17 protein-coding genes and 1 riboswitch are annotated in these 17131 nt (G+C 39.9%); of the genes, 14 read left to right on the top strand and 3 right to left on the bottom strand.

All coding sequences use genetic code 11. From position 1 onward, the window contains the following. Positions 1 to 6 precede the first annotated feature (6 nt). The 3 genes from ACLKML_RS02615 to pduA are packed head-to-tail and all read right to left on the bottom strand — an operon-like array spanning position 7 to position 2779. Positions 7 to 1671, bottom strand: coding sequence for a propanediol/glycerol family dehydratase large subunit (locus ACLKML_RS02615; RefSeq protein ID WP_413283528.1), 1665 nt, complete (start codon positions 1669 to 1671; stop codon positions 7 to 9). Between the two features lie 20 nt (positions 1672 to 1691). Further along, positions 1692 to 2498 carry a propanediol utilization microcompartment protein PduB gene (gene pduB / locus ACLKML_RS02610; protein WP_413283527.1) on the bottom strand — a complete coding sequence of 269 codons (807 nt, stop codon included), beginning with the start codon at positions 2496 to 2498 and terminating at the stop codon, positions 1692 to 1694. Further along, a complete protein-coding gene (gene pduA, locus ACLKML_RS02605) occupies positions 2498 to 2779 on the bottom strand; it encodes a propanediol utilization microcompartment protein PduA (protein ID WP_317716036.1) in 282 nt (93 codons plus the stop codon). The genes pduB and pduA overlap by 1 nt, the downstream gene beginning before the upstream one ends. Positions 2780 to 3479: 700 nt before the next feature. On the opposite strand from pduA, the gene ACLKML_RS02600 reads away from it, so the two are divergent. The 14 genes from ACLKML_RS02600 to cobI all read left to right on the top strand — a co-directional run bounded on the left by ACLKML_RS02600 (position 3480) and on the right by cobI (position 17130). Next, complete coding sequence (locus ACLKML_RS02600; protein WP_413283526.1) at positions 3480 to 4262, top strand: MIP/aquaporin family protein; 783 nt, start codon at positions 3480 to 3482, stop codon at positions 4260 to 4262. Between the two features lie 151 nt (positions 4263 to 4413). Further along, positions 4414 to 5325, top strand: a complete 912-nt coding sequence (locus ACLKML_RS02595; RefSeq protein ID WP_413283525.1) for a PocR ligand-binding domain-containing protein — start codon at positions 4414 to 4416, stop codon at positions 5323 to 5325. Between the two features lie 120 nt (positions 5326 to 5445). Continuing rightward, on the top strand, positions 5446 to 6231 hold the full coding sequence (locus ACLKML_RS02590) for a hypothetical protein (protein ID WP_413283524.1): 786 nt from the start codon (positions 5446 to 5448) through the stop codon (positions 6229 to 6231). A gap of 139 nt (positions 6232 to 6370) precedes the next feature. Beyond that, positions 6371 to 7519 (top strand): lactaldehyde reductase, encoded by a 1149-nt coding sequence (gene fucO, locus ACLKML_RS02585; protein WP_413283523.1) that lies wholly within the window; start codon positions 6371 to 6373, stop codon positions 7517 to 7519. A 170-nt stretch (positions 7520 to 7689) separates the two neighbouring features. Continuing rightward, positions 7690 to 7880: riboswitch (cobalamin riboswitch) on the top strand. Positions 7881 to 8000: 120 nt separating this feature from the next. Next, positions 8001 to 9029, top strand: coding sequence for a sirohydrochlorin cobaltochelatase (locus tag ACLKML_RS02580; RefSeq protein WP_413283522.1), 1029 nt, complete (start codon positions 8001 to 8003; stop codon positions 9027 to 9029). Positions 9030 to 9037: 8 nt separating this feature from the next. Beyond that, positions 9038 to 10012, top strand: a complete 975-nt coding sequence (locus tag ACLKML_RS02575) for an ABC transporter ATP-binding protein (RefSeq protein ID WP_413283521.1) — start codon at positions 9038 to 9040, stop codon at positions 10010 to 10012. Further along, on the top strand, positions 10005 to 10745 hold the full coding sequence (locus ACLKML_RS02570) for an ABC transporter permease (protein WP_317716043.1): 741 nt from the start codon (positions 10005 to 10007) through the stop codon (positions 10743 to 10745). Before ACLKML_RS02575 ends, ACLKML_RS02570 begins: the two co-directional genes overlap by 8 nt. Continuing rightward, entirely contained in the window at positions 10742 to 11692 is a 951-nt protein-coding gene (locus ACLKML_RS02565) for a FecCD family ABC transporter permease (RefSeq protein ID WP_413283520.1), read from the top strand. The genes ACLKML_RS02570 and ACLKML_RS02565 overlap by 4 nt, the downstream gene beginning before the upstream one ends. Then, positions 11685 to 12422, top strand: coding sequence for an ABC transporter ATP-binding protein (locus ACLKML_RS02560; RefSeq protein ID WP_413283519.1), 738 nt, complete (start codon positions 11685 to 11687; stop codon positions 12420 to 12422). The genes ACLKML_RS02565 and ACLKML_RS02560 overlap by 8 nt, the downstream gene beginning before the upstream one ends. Next, entirely contained in the window at positions 12391 to 13149 is a 759-nt protein-coding gene (locus tag ACLKML_RS02555; protein ID WP_413283518.1) for an ABC transporter substrate-binding protein, read from the top strand. Before ACLKML_RS02560 ends, ACLKML_RS02555 begins: the two co-directional genes overlap by 32 nt. Before the next feature lie 65 nt (positions 13150 to 13214). Continuing rightward, on the top strand, positions 13215 to 14462 hold the full coding sequence (locus tag ACLKML_RS02550) for a cobalt-precorrin-5B (C(1))-methyltransferase (protein WP_413283517.1): 1248 nt from the start codon (positions 13215 to 13217) through the stop codon (positions 14460 to 14462). Further along, a complete protein-coding gene (locus tag ACLKML_RS02545; RefSeq protein WP_413283516.1) occupies positions 14455 to 15108 on the top strand; it encodes a precorrin-8X methylmutase in 654 nt (217 codons plus the stop codon). The genes ACLKML_RS02550 and ACLKML_RS02545 overlap by 8 nt, the downstream gene beginning before the upstream one ends. 13 nt (positions 15109 to 15121) lie before the next feature. Further along, on the top strand, positions 15122 to 16369 hold the full coding sequence (gene cbiE, locus ACLKML_RS02540; protein ID WP_413283515.1) for a precorrin-6y C5,15-methyltransferase (decarboxylating) subunit CbiE: 1248 nt from the start codon (positions 15122 to 15124) through the stop codon (positions 16367 to 16369). Beyond that, entirely contained in the window at positions 16366 to 17130 is a 765-nt protein-coding gene (gene cobI, locus ACLKML_RS02535) for a precorrin-2 C(20)-methyltransferase (RefSeq protein WP_317716050.1), read from the top strand. Before cbiE ends, cobI begins: the two co-directional genes overlap by 4 nt. Position 17131 lies beyond the last annotated feature (1 nt).

Genomic DNA, 17131 nt, shown 5'->3' with positions numbered 1-17131 from the left:
ACCTCCTTAGCCGAGCTCGTTTGGATCAAGCGCATTTGGGATATTTTTAACTTGTTCCCAACGTTCGCCTTCAAGTCGATAACCCGATGCTGGACCCGCATAATCATTGAGATGATTGACTGCAGAACTCACTTCATTATCACCAACAATAATGGCTGATGTGTGCAAATAATCGCCGGAGATTTTAGCTTTTTGGATATTTAACATGTCTTTAGCAACATCTTCGAATCCACCTTCTACCAGCGCTTTTACCACTTCTAACCCGGTGCGATTTTGATCAATGATCTCTTGCGCCGCTTTAAGGTCTTCTACAATATTTCGTTCTGGCATGTCTTTAGAACCGTGAGCATAGGTGGCAGCCGTTACTTCTTCATCGGTTATTGTTGGTAGCCCCATTCCTGCAAAAATAGCTTGCATTGCTCTAGCGGCTTTGTTGCGTGTTGCCACGACGTCTTCTTCTAAGACTGGGTTTAATCCACCATCTACTTTTAGATCTCGTTGTAGAATGTTGTAGTCATCAAAATCTTCTGCATCTTCGTTGGAACCAGCAAACATGTTGTCGTAATTTGGTACGGCGGAATAACCAGAAGAGATGAAATCGGTTCCTGGTAAAAACTGCATCAACATACGAGCGGTTCGTCTCATATCTGAGTGAGTGAAGGTTTGGTCATTACTTGATGCACATTCTAGATCTAAAGAAGAGCAGATTAGGTTTTCAGCCAGTACAGCTCGAATGCCGGAAGGAACCGCAGATGGCACACCAATACAGCTTACCGAACCATTTTGTAGCCCTTGTACACCAGCAGCTTTAGTTATGTAGATACAACGAGCTTCTAGGTAGAGCATTGATTTACCTTCGGCATAACCCATTTGAACTTCTGAGCCACTACCTGAAGTGAAGCGCATTTTTAAACCACGAGAAGCGTAAGATGAAGCTAAGAACCCTTTAGACCATGGAGTATCATCACCATCGGTAAAGACTGGTTCAGTACCATAAACTGAAATGGTTTCGGCGTAGCAGGTGTGTCCTAACATACCAAGTTTCAGTTCGGTTGCTTCTTCTAGCGCACATTGAGTTAATACGCCAGGGCGACCAACTTGTGAACCTACTAATAAAGCGATGGCGTTGAATGGAGCATAACGAGCAACGGCAACGGTGGTTTCTTGTTCATCAAACCCGCGCAATGCGCCTTCTGCTGCGTCAGCCGCGATTTGTACTGGGTTGTCTTTAATATTGGTAACGTGTGCTTGTTGAGATGGTGTTTTTCTAGCGCGCATTTTCTGCATCGACATCATCATTTCGACTACGTTCATTTGTGACATAACATCAACAATTTTTGCTGGTGTCATAGCTGTCGTTAATGGCACGATATCTTTACGCGCTACATTTGGATCACACAGCATATTGGCGAGCTTGGCAGAATCCATCGCCATTACTTTTTCGGCGTTATCCAGATTAATACCATAGCGGGCAATAAAATGATCAATTAGGTCAAAATCGGCTTTTGGTTTGCTATCGAGTTCGACAACTTCACCATTGACAATTTTAATGGAAGGTACAGGATCGTTAGGGCTATCCATAGCGATAAACCCTTCTTCGACCCACTCTTTTACAAAGCCGTCCTGATTAACAGGGCGTTTTGCCAATGCTTCAAATCGTTTTGATTTCATGGATCAACCTCTGTTTAGCATTAGATATAAGAAGGACGGTCATTTGTTGGTTCATCACCCATTGTTCCTAGTAGGGTTTTACCAACTTCACGTGCTGATATGACAGCTTGACGCACAGCGCCTGAATCACCTGAAATAACTAAAATCGCTTCATTACTGAAGCTCGTTCCGTTGGCAGGTGTGCTGTAAGCAACGGTTTCTACGTTGGCAGATTTCACTGCGGTATCGGCCATTAAAACGCCAACAGCCGCAGGGGCACCAACAATAATTCCACACGCTTTACCTAGAGGTGTACCAAATGCTTTCTCCAATGCGTAACTTGCACGTGCGCTATATTGCAACTCGATATGACCAGCGTCATTGGCATAAACATCGCCAAAAGTACGGTCTAGTTCCTTAAGTGCAACTTCAACAGCACGTCTTACATCTGATACATCGTCGCCACCAAATATAATTAGTGAACCATGTCCCGCACCACCTTTGGTATCGCGAGGTAGTTCAATCGAAACCACTTCTGTATTAGTGCTTTTAACGGCTTCATCTGCCGCCATAATATGTGGGCCAGCACCGGTACGTGCGCCTAAAATACCGATAGAACGATATTTTTTTTCTAATTTCATTGCCTCTAGGACTTCGGTGTCGACATTGGCAATAACTAAACCAATTGTGTCACCAATCGCAGTGCCAACAAATTCTGTTAATCCACAGGTTTTTTGAGCCATTTTGCTGCCTCGTTCAATGTTTTGTTGATCGGGAGTTTGATTTGCTTGATCTAAAACTTTTGCCATAACCTGAGTCATGACTTCATCGACCAGGTTGCTGTTCATTATTCAAGTCCCTTTGGAAGTATTTTTTCAACGTCCGTATGAGGACGAGGAATAACGTGTGTTGCGACGATTTCGCCAACGTTAGCAGCAGCAGAAGATCCTGCATCGGTTGCCGCTTTTACTGCTCCCACATCGCCACGAACAATCACTGTAACCAAACCTGAGCCAATTTTTTCATAACCGACTAGATTCACGTTTGCTGACTTAACCATAGTGTCAGCTGCTTCAATAGCAGCAGTTAACCCTTTAGTTTCAACCATACCTAATGCTTCTTGTTGCATAATTAGCCTCTACTTTTGCTTTGTTGAATAGATGTAAACTTTTTGTTTTATAGATTTAAATCGAAATATAAATACCAGGCTAAATCTATACTGAATAACTGATAAAAAATTGTCTTTTTAGTATAAATATATGAATTTATCCTGATGTGTTAATGGTAAAAAATTGCTGTTGTTTTCTTAATGTCTTTATTTGACAGTGAGTTAGATGATTTTTAAAAAATGAATAAATAGTGAAAAAGTAATATTCATTTTCGAGACACAGGTATAAAAAATGCGATGTTATATGATCTGAGTAACATTTGGATAAAATACTAATGACAAATTATTATTGTTTATTTTAGTCAAGGTGAATTAACTTAACCATCTGATATTGTGTGGTTATTTTTTTGTTATCTTACGAGGTTCGATAAATAATTAGTAATTATTTATGAGGTTAAGCGGGTAATTTCTATATTTTATGATGATTTTTTATCACTAATACTAGGAGTTTGTCGCTATGATGAATGACAGAAGTATCGTTAAGTATAGTATTGGTTAAGTATGTGTTTTTATTTGTATTAAGTAGTTTATATAGAGTAGTGACCTTAATTAAAAAAATAGTGATCTGTGATAAGAAATATAAACAACTTTAATTTTATTATAAAAAATACATCGCGACTGTTATTTAAAAAATCTGACATAAATTAAATAAGGGTTTGTCATGAAAGACTCATTGAAAGCACAGTGTATAGCAGAATTTTTTGCTACAGGTTTGTTTTTATTTTTTGGGGCGTCTTGCTTAGCTGCAATTAAAGTAGCGGGAGCGTCATTTGGTTTGTGGGAAATCTGTATAGTGTGGGGGCTTGGTATCTCACTTGCGGTATATCTCTCTGCTGGAATTTCGGGCGCTCACTTAAATCCAGCGGTTACGGTTGGTTTGTGGTTATTTGCTAATTTTGATAGGCGTAAAGTGGTACCTTACATTGTTGCTCAAACAGCGGGTGCGTTTTTTGGCGTTGCGGTTTGTTACTTTATTTATGCCGATCTGTTTGTCTTATACGAACAAACACATTCAATGATACGTGGTAGTGAAGACAGTTTGTATCTTGCTAGTATTTTTAGTACCTATAATAATCCGGGTATTTCAATTTGGCGAGCAGCGGCGGTAGAAGTGATTATTACCGCGACATTAATGGGGCTTATTCTAGCCTTGACCGATGATGGTAATGGCGTGCCAAAAGGGCCATTAGCACCATTACTTATTGGTGTATTGGTTGCCGTTATTGGTGCTGCTACAGGGCCATTGACAGGATTTGCTATGAACCCGGCACGGGATTTTGGACCTAAATTATTTGCATTTTTCGCCGGATGGGGAGAAATCAGTTTTACAGGTTTGACTGAGATCCCTTACTTTATTGTACCGATTGTAGCGCCTCTTATAGGAGCATGTATTGGTGGAGCGGGTTATCGATTCTTTATCACAAAAAATTTAGTTCCAGCTTAAACAATAGATCTAATTTTTGAACTAAAACACGGTTTTACAATTAATGAAAGGCGAGCAGTGCTTACTGTCACATATAGTAGCACTGCCCGTTGAAATTTTAAGTCTGTAGTGGTTATTTATTAGTCAAATCGTAATAAGGTAAATGATACAGATGAAATCAGATAGCTTTTTAGAATCACAGGGTATTAATAAAATACTGGAAGATTTTGCTAACGCAACTGGATTGGCTGTGGTTTTGGTCGATATAGAAGGTCGAGAGGTATCTGCCAATTTCAATTTTACCGATTTTTGTTTGAAAATTCGTCAGAACCCAGACTTGCATGGGCGATGTAAAAGTAGTGACCGGTGTGGTGGTTTGGAAGCATCAAAAGAGAACAAACCGTGCGTTTACCGGTGCCATGCTGGATTGATTGATTTCTCTATTCCTTTGGAGATAAATGGTCATTTAGTTGGATTTGTACTTTGTGGACAAGCCAGAGTGAAAAATGCCAATGATTTAGGCGATATTCAACCTGTCGATAAGAAATGGATGAAAAATGCAGAGTTAGTTGGTGATTATGAAAAAATCCCGGTGATAGATTATGCTAAGTTATTTTCTGCTGCTGACTTATTGAAAGTCTTAGTGGATGATTCACTTAAAAAGCACATGGATTTTGTGGTTATCAACGATAATTACGACATTAAAAGTCTCTTTCATAGCCGCGATAGTCGGCACTCGTATGACGGGAAAATTAAAAAGGCTGTCAGGTATATTGAAACACATTATTTCGAAGAGATTAGGTTAGAAGAGGTCGCCGATCATGTTTTTTTAAGTCCGCACTATTTCAGCAAGTTATTTAAAAAAGAAATAGGGGTAGGATTTAATCATTATGTGAACCAGCAGAGGCTTCAAGGTGCGAAGAAAATGCTCCAATATAGTGATTGGTCTATTTCAAGAATTGCACATAATTTAGGTTATTCTTGCTCGAGTTACTTTTGTAAAGTATTTAGAAACTCGTATGGGATGACACCTCAAGATTTCAGAAATTCAATCTCAGAAGAACATGAAAATAAAGTTAATTAATACAATAAAGTTAATTAATATATTTAAATTTATCCATTATGCTGTCCTCTATAAAGGCAGAATCGTTATAGTTGTAATTTAGTTGTAATTGCAAGTTTTTAAAGTAGTTGAGGGGGAAATATGTATGTTTTTTCTCGGATACTGCGAGAGTGGCAAATTTTTCTTTTATCTTTATCCATTTTTACTTATTTGCCTATCCACAGTTCTTTCCTGAAAAAGAGTGTTGTTAATAATCAACATAAAAAAGCAGAATCTTATAAATATTGTCCTATGGTTGGCTTGTTGCTCGGTTTTTTTTCCGCGATAACCTATCATTATTCAATACTATTTTTTTCTAAATCTGTTGCGGTTATTTTATCTATTGTTGTTAGTTTTTTTTTGGCAAGAAGACCAAAATTGCATCTATTCTTTGATGTTAAATCAAGCTCGACTTGCTTAAAAAACAGTCAATATTCAAAATCAATTTTTAGTTCAAATAATGTGTTGTTTTTATTTTTCGTTATCATGTTATTTTTTGTTAAATATATGGTTTTAATGCAAGTTGTTAATGTTTATTTAGTTATAGTCTTATCTAGTTGTTTGAGTTATTCAACAGCATACAGTCTTATTTATACGGATAATTGTACTAAAGAAAACAACGAACAAGAACAACCTGAAATATTTCCTTTAGAGAGAAAAGATGATGTGATTTTTTTAATATTTATCACCTTGTCAATATTATTCTTAAGCTTAAATTCTAAATTGAGCTTTTTTCTTCTTTTAGCAGCTTTTTTAGTTAGAATTGTTTTGTTCTTCATGAGTGTAAGTCATTGTTGCATAGATAAAAAAGCGCCTATTGAAGTGATTAGGATGGCGGTTGAAATATTATGTTATGTATTGGCGTTTATTTCCTATATTGATTGTTAATACCTGTTGTTTTTATAAAAATAAATTGTCCACTTATAATAAAAAATTGTGTTCTGCAGTTTTTTTATAGCGATGACTCAGTATTTATTTGATCTGTTTTTATAATGTGTGCAAATGATCGATTAAGTAAGGAATTTGTATGTCATTTGCGTTGAATTTACCAAAATTGAGTTTTTCTGGTGTCGGAGCGGTTGAAGATTCTGTTGCCGAACTCGATAAACAACCTGTTAAAAAAGCACTGATTGTTACCGATGCGAATTTAGTTCAATTAGGCTTGTTAGATAAACTATTTCAAGAGTTAAAGCGATATTCAATTGACTATGTTGTTTTTGACCAAGTCACACCAAATCCTACTGCGTCATTGGTAAGACGTGGTTTAAGTCAATATATAGAATCACAGTGTGACTGCTTTATTGCCGTTGGTGGCGGAAGCCCAGTGGATTGCGCCAAAGCTATTCGAGTTATGGCGTCAAATGAAGGCGATATTTGTGATTTCAATGGGGTAGGGATGGTAAAAAATACAGGTGCCTTCTTTATCGCTATTAACACAACGGCAGGAACCGCTGCTGAAATGACTTCTAATTCCGTTATTACCGATGAAGATAATCAAGTCAAAATGGTTATCATTGATAGTAAACAAATTCCGGATATCGCGGTTAATGATCCGACGTTGATGGTCGATTTACCCTCCGGTGTAACCGCAGCAACAGGTATGGATGCACTAACTCATGCAGTTGAAGCTTATGTCACGCCTGGCTCTCATACTTTAACCAAGCCGACGGCTTTAGAAGCAATAAGGTTAATTACTAAATGGTTACCGGTTGCTGTAGACGATGGCAAAAATTTGTCAGCGCGAGATAACTTGGCGTGTGCTCAGTTTCTAGCGGGTATGGCCTTTAATAGCGCAGGATTGGGCCTAGTTCATGCTATGGCTCATCAGCCAGGAGCAACGCATAATTTACCCCATGGTGTCTGTAACGCAATACTGCTACCAGTCGTATGCAAGTTTAATGCGGAGCTTTGTCCTGAACCATTTCGTGCAGTGGCTGAGGTGATGGGTGGCGCCACGTTTGATCTCAATGATAAGCAAGCCGCTGATTTAGCTGTTGAGCTAATTTGTAAGTTATCTGAAAGAGTCGGTATCCCAAGTGGGTTTGCTGAATTAGGAATTACAGAGTCTGATCTAGCTGGCTGGATTGATAAAGCGATGCAAGATCCTTGTCTTCCTGGTAACCCAAGACAACCAAATGAAGCCGAAGTTTTAGCACTTTATAAACAAGCGCTTTAATAGCGTTATCGCTCAATCGGCGTAGCAGAAAAAATGGCGTTATGCCGATTAAAAGCAACATCAACTATTTTAATTAACCGATCAATTGATTTATTTAATCACTTGATTTAACTAAGCAATCAATAACTGATTTATTGATTTTAAACAAAAGTTTTTTTACAAAAACAGGCAATATCACTATTCCAATAGGTGAGAATAAAGTTCACTTTATTCTTTAAAAGGGAACCAAGTAGAAGCTTGGGCTGTACCCGCAACTGTGTTTGGCGAGCTAATAGCAATGAACCACTGGACTTTGTCTGGGAAGGAGCTGTTATGTGTTGACCCATAAGCCAGGATACCTGCCTAACGGGATAACAAGCATGCGAGCGGGTGTCTCGACGTTTATTCGTTATTTATACAATAACCAATTCTCTCTTCCTCCCTATCGCCATCTTTTATTCAACCAGCCTTTGGGTCGGTATAAAATTTTGGAAATAGAATTATGAAATGTTCAACCAACTTTCGCCATTTGATCAGGAAATTTTTGCTACTAGCCGTAGTGCCGTCAATAGTCAGCATGTCTACAGTTGCGTCGGATGATAATGTTACTAATACCGCAGGAAAAAAAATGAATACTCACAAATCAGCAATTGTATTGGCTGCTTTTGGAACCTCTTATGACAGTGCAGTTAATTCATTAGTTGCGATAGAGAAGCATATTGAATCGGCCTATCCTAATACGCCCGTTCGCTTTGCTTTCACTTCTAATATTATTCGAAAGAAATGGCATGCACGTCAAAATGATGAAGAATATAAACGTGCTCACCCACAGGTACCAGAGCATTTTTATGGCGTTAAAAATGTATTGGGTACCTTGGCTGACCTGCAAAATGAAGGCTATAAAAATATTGTTGTCCAAACCACGCTTCTTTCTCATGGTGAAGAATTTATTGATTTAAAGGCGTATGTGGATGCATTGGCTTCGATTGAAACTACTAAAGAAAAATGGAAACCTTTTAACCATATCGCTATCGGTCGTCCTTTAATGGGTACTTGGGGACATCATTATGAATATCAGGCTGATCTTGATGTTCTTGCTAGTGCATTAGCCGACGATATTGCTTTAGCAGAAAAAAATGACTCTGCTTTAGTTTACATGGGACATGGTAACGAGCATTTATCTACTGGTTTGTATGCTGAATTAGAGCAGCGATTAAATACCATGTATCCACAAGTGAACAGTTATGTTGGCTTGGTAGAAGGTTTTCCTGGTTTCGATATGTTGTTGGAAAAAATACAAGCCGATCAGATTACCAATGTCACTATTAAACCACTAATGGTTGTTGCTGGTGATCATGCAACTAATGATATGGCAGGCGACGAAGATGACTCTTGGAAGGTCATGTTATCAACAAATAATATTAATGTGATTCCAGTTTTAGAAGGTTTGGGCAGCAAACAAACGATTCAGGCAATTTATTTACGTCACCTTCAAGATGCGGCAAAAGATGCCGGCATTGAATTGGAGTAATAGTAAAGATGAATCACTCACTCGGTTGTTCTACTGCCCACTCTATAGAAAGTAACGTTATCGAGCATAATGTTATAAAAAGCGATGTTATAGACAACAATGTTATAGACAACAGCACTATTGCAAATAATGTGCTCATAGAAGTTAAGGCATTGTCACGCTCGTTTGGTAACAGCGTGGCTGTTGATGAGGTGAATTTTGTTATTCAGCCGGGTGAGATATGTGCTTTTCTTGGGCCAAATGGCGCAGGGAAAACCACCATCATAAAAATGTTAACGGGTTTATTGGAACCGAGTTCGGGTCATATTCTTTACCAGAATGAACAGTATGATCCGAGCCGCCTAGCGTTGAAAAAAATGATAGGAGTAGTTCCACAACATAATAACCTTGATAAAGAACTTACGTTAACAGAAAACCTTAGAGTGCATGGCTTATTGTACAAAATGCGCGGTAGTGTATTAAATAATGCTATTGAACAATGCCTTGAATTTGCCCAATTATCCGAACATAAAAATAAGCCAGCGGGTAAGTTATCGGGTGGCATGAAACGCAAATTAGTGATTGCTCGAGCACTCATGCATAACCCTAAAATTCTCTTCTTAGACGAACCAACCGTAGGGCTTGACCCACTGGCTCGTCGAAAAATGCTGTCATTTCTAAGCAAGATAAATAGGGAAAGAGAATGCACCATATTTCTTACTACCCATTACATCGAGGAAGCAGAAAAATTAGCGGAACGAGTTATTTTTATTGATAGAGGAAGAATCGTTACTCAAGGCACGTCAGAAAGTTTAAAACAACAGCTAGGCTGTTGCGCGATAGACATCGAGAAAGAGGAATTAGAGCAAGAGTTTTTTGCTCATCGTGACGATGCATTAGTCCGGATTAAAGCGCTGGGTAATGTGCCGGTTAGTATAAGAGAAACCACATTAGAAGATGTTTTTGTTCATTTTACCGGAACGAGGTTACATAAAAATGTTTAGTGGTGTGATAGGTATCTATTATCGTGAAGTGACGGTATTAAAGAAAAAAATCGTTCGAATATTACTGGCGTCCGCGGTGCCTCCATTCTTGTATCTTATGGCTTTCGGTTACGGCGTTGGCAAAGGCACCGTAGTCGGTGAAGTGGATTATCTTACCTTTCTATTACCTGGCTTATTGGCAATGTCGAGTATGAACTACAGTTACAATATCGCTTCGGAAATTAATATTAGCCGTTTTTATTTAAAGATCTTCGAAGAGTATCTTCTTGCACCAAATCAACGTTGGCAAATTGTTGTAGGAGAAGTGTTGTATGGCATGACCAAAGGTATGATCCCAGTCTTAATGGTTTCCCTTTATTGTCTTGGTTTTGGTATTGACCTTCATTTTTCGCTGCTGTTTTTTGCCGCTTTGTTCTTCCACCTTATGGCCTTTGCGCTGATTGGTTTAATTGTCGCGTTAAAGATGAAAAACCATCGCGACCAAGCCACCATGAACACCTTTATTATCACCCCTATGATGTTTTTATCGGGTACTTTTTTTCCTGTTGACCAAATGCCTATGGTTGTACAAGCCCTGGCGGCGATTTCGCCATTAACGTATAGCGCTGATCTTATTCGTTCTTCTATGCTGGCTACCGAACCGTTCAGTTTTTCTTCGTTAGCCATCTTACTTATCTTGAATCTAGTGTTAGTTGTTATCGCTAACCAAATCGTCAAGAGGGTAGAAACATGAAACTAGGATTAATGGTTATCTTGGCGCTGTGTATATTGGTTTCCATGTTTATTGGTCCTCACTGGATTAATCCAACCGATATGGCACCTATAGAACAGAGTATTTTGACTGAGCTAAGAATGCCACGAGTCCTTTTTGCTAGCATAATCGGCGCAATGCTTGGTCTTAGCGGAAGTATTTATCAGTTGACGTTAAAAAACCCATTAGCAGATAGCTTTACCACTGGTGCGGCATCGTCTTCTGCGTTAGGTGCGGTGCTGGCTATTTCTCTAGGTGTTCCCGCTCAATTTATTTTTGTGTTTGCTTTTGCTACTGGCATTAGCGGTTTGATGCTGGTGTATCGAATGTCACTTACTGCCGGCAGAATAAATCCGATTACCATGATCCTAGCTGGTGTCGTTATGAATATTATCGCTTCTGCCATCATCAGTTTTTCTAAATATTATTTTGAAGATTCACTTAATTCAATTGTTTATTGGTTAATGGGTGGCATCTTTATGGTCAGCTGGCAGCGAGTGGCGATATGTGTGGTTTTATTTGGATTAGTATTTAGCTATTTATATAAAAATTCAATGAAATTGAATGTGTTAGCTTTAGATGAACATTCAGCACAAAGCCTTGGACTTGATGTGCACAGATTGCGAACGATAGTGTTTGTCCTATCGACGTTACTGGTCTCGGTAGCGGTTAGCTTCTCTGGCATTATCGGTTTTGTCGGGCTTATTGTTCCGCATATATCTCGTAGCCTTTTTGGTAGCGATATGAAGAACAATATTTTCTATTCAAGTTTGTTTGGTGCTTTTTTATTAATGGCATCGGACACTTTATCTCGAGTAATAATTCCTGGTGGCGCTGAACTACCGGTCGGTATTTTGACCGCACTATTTGGTGGTTTGTTCTTCTTTTATCTTTTAAAACGACGTAGAGAGCATTTCTGGAATGGTTGATATTCAAATTAACAATCTAGTCTACAAAAGAGCCAATTTTTCTCTATGTTTGGAATCGTTAAATATTCAAGCTGGAGAGAAAGTAGCGCTAATGGGGGAGAATGGTTGTGGAAAAAGTACTTTAATTAACCTGATGGCTGGGTTGATTGATGAGGGTGCTGGCTCTGTTTTCTATCTTAATCAGGCATTGAAAACTATTAACCATGCCAAAAGAGCACATTTATTTTCGGTACTTCCTCAGTTTTCGGATGTTTCCTTTCCATTTAGTGTTTTAGAAGTGGCTTTACTGGGTCGGTTTGTGCATATGGAAGGTTCTGAATTTAACCAGAGCGATAAGAACCAGACCATTGAATTATTATCCCAACTTGATTTAGCTCACTATAAAGATCGCAGTTTTTCTGAGTTATCAGGTGGTGAGAAACGCCGAGTGATGATTGCTCGGGTACTTAATCAGCAAGCGCCTATCATCTACCTGGATGAACCGAATTCCAGTTTAGATATTCGTCATACGTTAGAGGTATTTGATTACCTACAACAATTAGATCAAACCGTGGTTACCTCGGTGCATGATGTCAATTTAGCGTATCGCTATTTTGACCGTTTTCTATTTTTTAAACAGGGTCGCCTTCTCTTCGATGTCAGTAGAGATGAAGTGACTAGCCAACTACTTTCTGAGGTATACGATGTATCGGTCTCTATTGACACTACTAGTTTTAATTTTTGTTCCTAATAGTTATGCCTATCAGCGAGTGGTTTTGTTAGCTCCGGCAGCGGGGGATATTTTTATTAAGCTTAACGCGCAAGACAAAGTGGTTGGCGTAACTCGTAGTAATGATGATTTTCCTAACGCACTCAAAATAGGTTCGCACATAAAACCCAATATCGAGCTGTTAAAAGGTCTAGAACCAGATTTATTAGTTATAAGTTCAAATCGTTTTTTCTCTGAACATCTTTCGCAAAAAATAGCAGCAGATGTCATTAAGTATGATCCTACTAATTTGGATGACATTCTGGTTGAGATAGAAACATTAGGCGAAATTTTAGATAGAAAGCAACAAGCGGAAAAATTAATCAAACAAATGGTCGATTTGCGTAACCAAATAAAACCTATTGCAACGGCGCCCAAGGTGGTTTTTGAGGTCACAGAAAGCCCTTTTATTATCGCTGGCCAGTTAAGCATTGTGCAGGGAATTATTTCTGCTGCTGGTGGACAGTTAATCGCACCTTCAAACCGCAAACTAGTTAAATACAACGTAGAAAGTGTGTTGGTTGAAAATCCCGATTATTACCTTTACCAAGTTGGGCCGATGAACAAAAAGCCAACGCCACCGAGCCAAAGGGCTAACTTCAGCATGATGAAGGGGCAGGTTATTAAAGTCGATCAGTTGGAATTTTCAAGAGCAAATACACATTCATTTGAGTTGGCGCTTGATATGAATAAGCAGTTTATACACTGAAACCAGTGAGTAATAAAAACAATTAGTAATCGGCTAATAAGTCGCAACAACTATAGGAATCGGTAGTGGGTAAATTAAAGCGTTCTGCAAATAAAGACGAGTTACGTGGTGGATATACCACGGGAGCTTGTGCGGCTGCTTCAGCCAGAGCAGCGGTGCGCATGTTAGTCACTCAACAATCGTTCTCAAACATAGAGATTATTTTGCCGAACAAACAAGCGGCGACATTCGAATTACATCGATTAGAAACCAATGTTGATGCCACTTCGTACGGATTGGACCAACCCAATAGCTCGGTTATGCAATCTGTTTTGGCTGGCATCATAAAAGATGCAGGGGATGATCCTGATTGTACGCACGGTATAGAGATACAGTGTACCGCCAAATGGTCTCAGAAGCCGGGCATCGAATTGAAAGGAGGCAAAGGCATTGCCCGTGTCACTTTACCCGGTTTGGAATTGCAAGTGGGTGAACCTGCGATTAACCCAGTCCCTAGAGCCAACATAGTCGCGATGGTTTCGTTAGAACTGGCTCAGTTACAAGTGACTAATTCTTCGGCGTTACTAAATCATGGGGTTGAATTGACCATTAGTGCACCGCGAGGCGAAGAAGTAGCTAAGGAAACCATTAGTGAAAGATTGGGGCTTATTGGTGGTATTTCTATTTTAGGAACTCGAGGCACAGTGAAGCCTTATTCTACCTCTGCATTTGCAGCGTCTGTTCGACAATCTATTCAAATTGCCGCAGCGAATAAGCTTGATCATGTGGTGCTGACTACAGGCAGTCGATCTGAAAAGGCGGCAATGGATCTCTTTTCTCAGCTTGGTGATATGGCCTTTATCCAAGCGGGTGATTTTATGGGAATAGGATTAAGAGCATCGAAGCGCTATCAAATCAATAAAGTGTCCATGGTGGTGATGATGGGCAAAATGGGCAAGTTGATTTCAGGAAAAATGATGACTCATGTTTCTGGTCACGCAATAGATTTCAATCTGTTAGCGGAGTTAGCCAAACAAGAAGGTATGGATCCACAAGTCTGCGAGCAGATCTTAAAGGCCAATACTGGCCGTCATGTTTTAGACATTGTTAGGCAATATGAAGCAAGAGGGTTCTTTACTCGTTTGTGTAAAGAGAGTTTAGACCAGGCCAATAAGTACATAAATTATGCTCTAGAGACGGAGATGATTTTAATTGACTTTGATGGGACACCGCTGGGACGTTTTGCTAAGCAAGATGAGCTAGCCAATACGGCGAACGCAAATAATTTAACTGCTATGAACGATATGAATAAAGGGCGGAATGATAATGGATAAAATGCAACAGATGACGCGTCAAGGAAAAGCGATTGAAAACGGATCCTTTTCGATTATCGATCATGAAATTCATCAATATCACGGTGGGCATAGTTTTGATCAACAGCAATGGCAAGTGGTTCGACGAGCCATTCATACCACGGGTGATTTTGATTTTGCTAACTTGTTTCGGTTTAGTCAAGGCGCGGTGCAACAAGGAATTGATGCCTTAAAAAATGGTTGCGCAATTATTAGTGATGTCACGATGATAACCAGTGGCCTTAGTGCACAGCGTTTGTCGGTATATAATAACCAGGCACATTGTTTTATTAGCGATGACGAGGTGATAACTAAAGCAAAACAGACCGGAGACACCCGAGCCATTTGGGCGATGAGAAAAGCGCGAGACTTAGGGATTTTAGATGGTGCGATTGTGGGGGTAGGTAATGCGCCTACTGCTTTGTACGAAATATTACGCATGGTAAAGGAAAACGAAGCCAAGCCTGCGCTGGTCATTGGTATTCCGGTTGGTTTTGTTAAAGCACAAGAATCTAAACAAGCGCTTATCGACCAAAATGACGTGCCTTATATCGCCAGCGTTGGCCGCAAAGGTGGCAGCCCTATTGTGGTCTCTAGTATTCACGCGCTTCTTTATCAGACTGTGTAACAAGGTAAAACGAATGATGACTCGAATTACAATAGTTGGTGTTCCGGAAGATGGATGCTTAGGTTTGACTAGTCGAGCGGTCAATGCCGTTTCAAACGCCAGAGTGGTTGCTGGTCATCCAAGGCATCGAGAGTGGTTTCCTCAATTTGAAGGACTCTTTTTAGATATGTCGCTAGGTTTTTCTGATTGGATGAATAAAGTGATCGACGAGAGTGAAGAAGGAGGAGTGGTGATTCTCGCGTCTGGTGACCCACTTTTCTTTGGTATAGGCACTACACTATTAAAAAAAATGTCTGCCAGTGACTTAGCTTTTATTCCGTCCATTAGCTCGGCTCAACTTGCGTTTTCACGTTTAGGCTTGCCTTGGAATGAGGCTCGCTTTCTGTCTTGCCATGGTAGAAGTTTAACGGGTCTGACAAGTCAGCTACAGCAAGGTGACTTGTTTGCGATATTAACCGACTACAAGAATACTCCTTTGGTGTTAGCGGCACATATGCAAAGGTTCAATCAAATGGACTGGCAACTTAGTGTATGTGAACAATTGGGCGCAACCAATGAACGCATTCGCTCTTTTACGGTTGAAGAGCTCGTTAATAGTGATATTGAATTCGACAAATTGAATATTGTTTTGGCCCAACGGCTCACCAATAAAAAATGGGGCGGACATGGTCAGTTTGCCAGCGATGAAAGCTTTTTAAAACGAATGCCACAAAAAGGTCTGATTACTAAGTTAGCCGTCAGAAACTTGGCGTTAACAAGTTTGACTATTCAAGCCAACGATACGGTATGGGATATCGGTTCAGGATCGGGTTCGGTTGCAATTGAGTCGGCCAAACTGGCTTGGAATGGCAAAGTGTATGCGGTGGAATGCAATCAAGAGTGTTTGCAAAGCATACAAGAAAACTGCTTTGCACACAGTACCGACAATGTCTGTCTGATTGACGCTAAAGCACCCGATGGGTTAGCCGATTTACCCGACCCTGATGCGGTATTTATTGGTGGCAGCAGAGGTCAAATGGCATCCATTTTATCCACTGCCGTGCAACGGCTAAAAAACCACGGCCGGTTAATGATCAGTGCCGTTACCATAGACACCGTTGCCGAAGTATACCAATGGGCAAAACAAAACCAACATACGTTATCCACTCAAGTTATCAATGTGTCTCATACTCAACCACTGGCGCACTATCAACGCTTTCAGGCTGAGAATCCAATCTATTTATTTACGGTAATAAAAACTGTACAGGAGAATTTATCATGAGCGTTTCATCACTAGGTCAGCTTTACGCCGTAGGTATAGGAACTGGCGATAGCGAACTACTGACGTTAAAGGCAGTACGAATAATTAAACAAGTTGATGTGTTAGCTATTCCAGAAAAAACCAAAGGCAAGGCCGATTCATTTGCATGGGAAATAGTAACAGGCGGGATTAGCGAAGATGAGATTAGCGCTGAACGCTGCTTCCTACACTTTCCGATGACGCGTGATGCTGGTCAGAATGTTCCAGCATGGCAAGCCGCAGCAGAGACGATTCTTGGTCATTTAAAACAGGGTAAATCTGTCGCTTTTGTTACCGAAGGCGATCCATCGGTGTTTAGTACTTGGGCTTATATTCAGGAAGAGTTATTGGTCACTGCGCCAGAACTAGAACCGATTATTATTCCTGGTGTTACCTCTATTACTGCGGTGCCTGCCGCTACTAAGATCCCATTAGCCGATGGTCAAGAACGCTTTTGTGTGGTTCCTGCAACCTACGGAATAGACTGTCTGGATGAATTGGTCAAAGAGTTTGACACCATTATGTTGATCAAAGCTGGACGAGTTATACCTAAACTGTCAGCGAAATTAAAGCAACTAGGCTTAGAAAATACTGCAACGTATGTTTCACACGCCAGTACTGAACAACAACAAGTGTTTAGTAACCTAGATGATGTGCCCGAAGGGCATCGCTATTTTTCGATGGTTCAATTATCCATTCGCTCTCGTAAAGGTATTTTACGCGGCAAGTTATCCGTAGCGTAAT

The sequence above is a fragment of the Vibrio sp. MA40-2 genome (assembly GCF_047302445.1).
Taxonomy (GTDB): Bacteria; Pseudomonadota; Gammaproteobacteria; order Enterobacterales; family Vibrionaceae; genus Vibrio.
The sequence above is the reverse complement of the archived record's forward strand: the minus strand, read 5'-3'. Positions and strand labels throughout refer to the sequence as shown.

What these genes read in the sequence shown, in the direction of transcription:
- ACLKML_RS02615 (WP_413283528.1), bottom strand. Translation starts at nt 1,671, where the DNA reads ATGAAATCAAAACGATTTGAAGCATTGGCAAAACGCCCTGTTAATCAG.
- pduB (WP_413283527.1), bottom strand. Translation starts at nt 2,498, where the DNA reads ATGAACAGCAACCTGGTCGATGAAGTCATGACTCAGGTTATGGCAAAA.
- pduA (WP_317716036.1), bottom strand. Translation starts at nt 2,779, where the DNA reads ATGCAACAAGAAGCATTAGGTATGGTTGAAACTAAAGGGTTAACTGCT.
- ACLKML_RS02600 (WP_413283526.1), top strand. Translation starts at nt 3,480, where the DNA reads ATGAAAGACTCATTGAAAGCACAGTGTATAGCAGAATTTTTTGCTACA.
- ACLKML_RS02595 (WP_413283525.1), top strand. Translation starts at nt 4,414, where the DNA reads ATGAAATCAGATAGCTTTTTAGAATCACAGGGTATTAATAAAATACTG.
- ACLKML_RS02590 (WP_413283524.1), top strand. Translation starts at nt 5,446, where the DNA reads ATGTATGTTTTTTCTCGGATACTGCGAGAGTGGCAAATTTTTCTTTTA.
- fucO (WP_413283523.1), top strand. Translation starts at nt 6,371, where the DNA reads ATGTCATTTGCGTTGAATTTACCAAAATTGAGTTTTTCTGGTGTCGGA.
- ACLKML_RS02580 (WP_413283522.1), top strand. Translation starts at nt 8,001, where the DNA reads ATGAAATGTTCAACCAACTTTCGCCATTTGATCAGGAAATTTTTGCTA.
- ACLKML_RS02575 (WP_413283521.1), top strand. Translation starts at nt 9,038, where the DNA reads ATGAATCACTCACTCGGTTGTTCTACTGCCCACTCTATAGAAAGTAAC.
- ACLKML_RS02570 (WP_317716043.1), top strand. Translation starts at nt 10,005, where the DNA reads ATGTTTAGTGGTGTGATAGGTATCTATTATCGTGAAGTGACGGTATTA.
- ACLKML_RS02565 (WP_413283520.1), top strand. Translation starts at nt 10,742, where the DNA reads ATGAAACTAGGATTAATGGTTATCTTGGCGCTGTGTATATTGGTTTCC.
- ACLKML_RS02560 (WP_413283519.1), top strand. Translation starts at nt 11,685, where the DNA reads ATGGTTGATATTCAAATTAACAATCTAGTCTACAAAAGAGCCAATTTT.
- ACLKML_RS02545 (WP_413283516.1), top strand. Translation starts at nt 14,455, where the DNA reads ATGGATAAAATGCAACAGATGACGCGTCAAGGAAAAGCGATTGAAAAC.
- cbiE (WP_413283515.1), top strand. Translation starts at nt 15,122, where the DNA reads ATGATGACTCGAATTACAATAGTTGGTGTTCCGGAAGATGGATGCTTA.
- cobI (WP_317716050.1), top strand. Translation starts at nt 16,366, where the DNA reads ATGAGCGTTTCATCACTAGGTCAGCTTTACGCCGTAGGTATAGGAACT.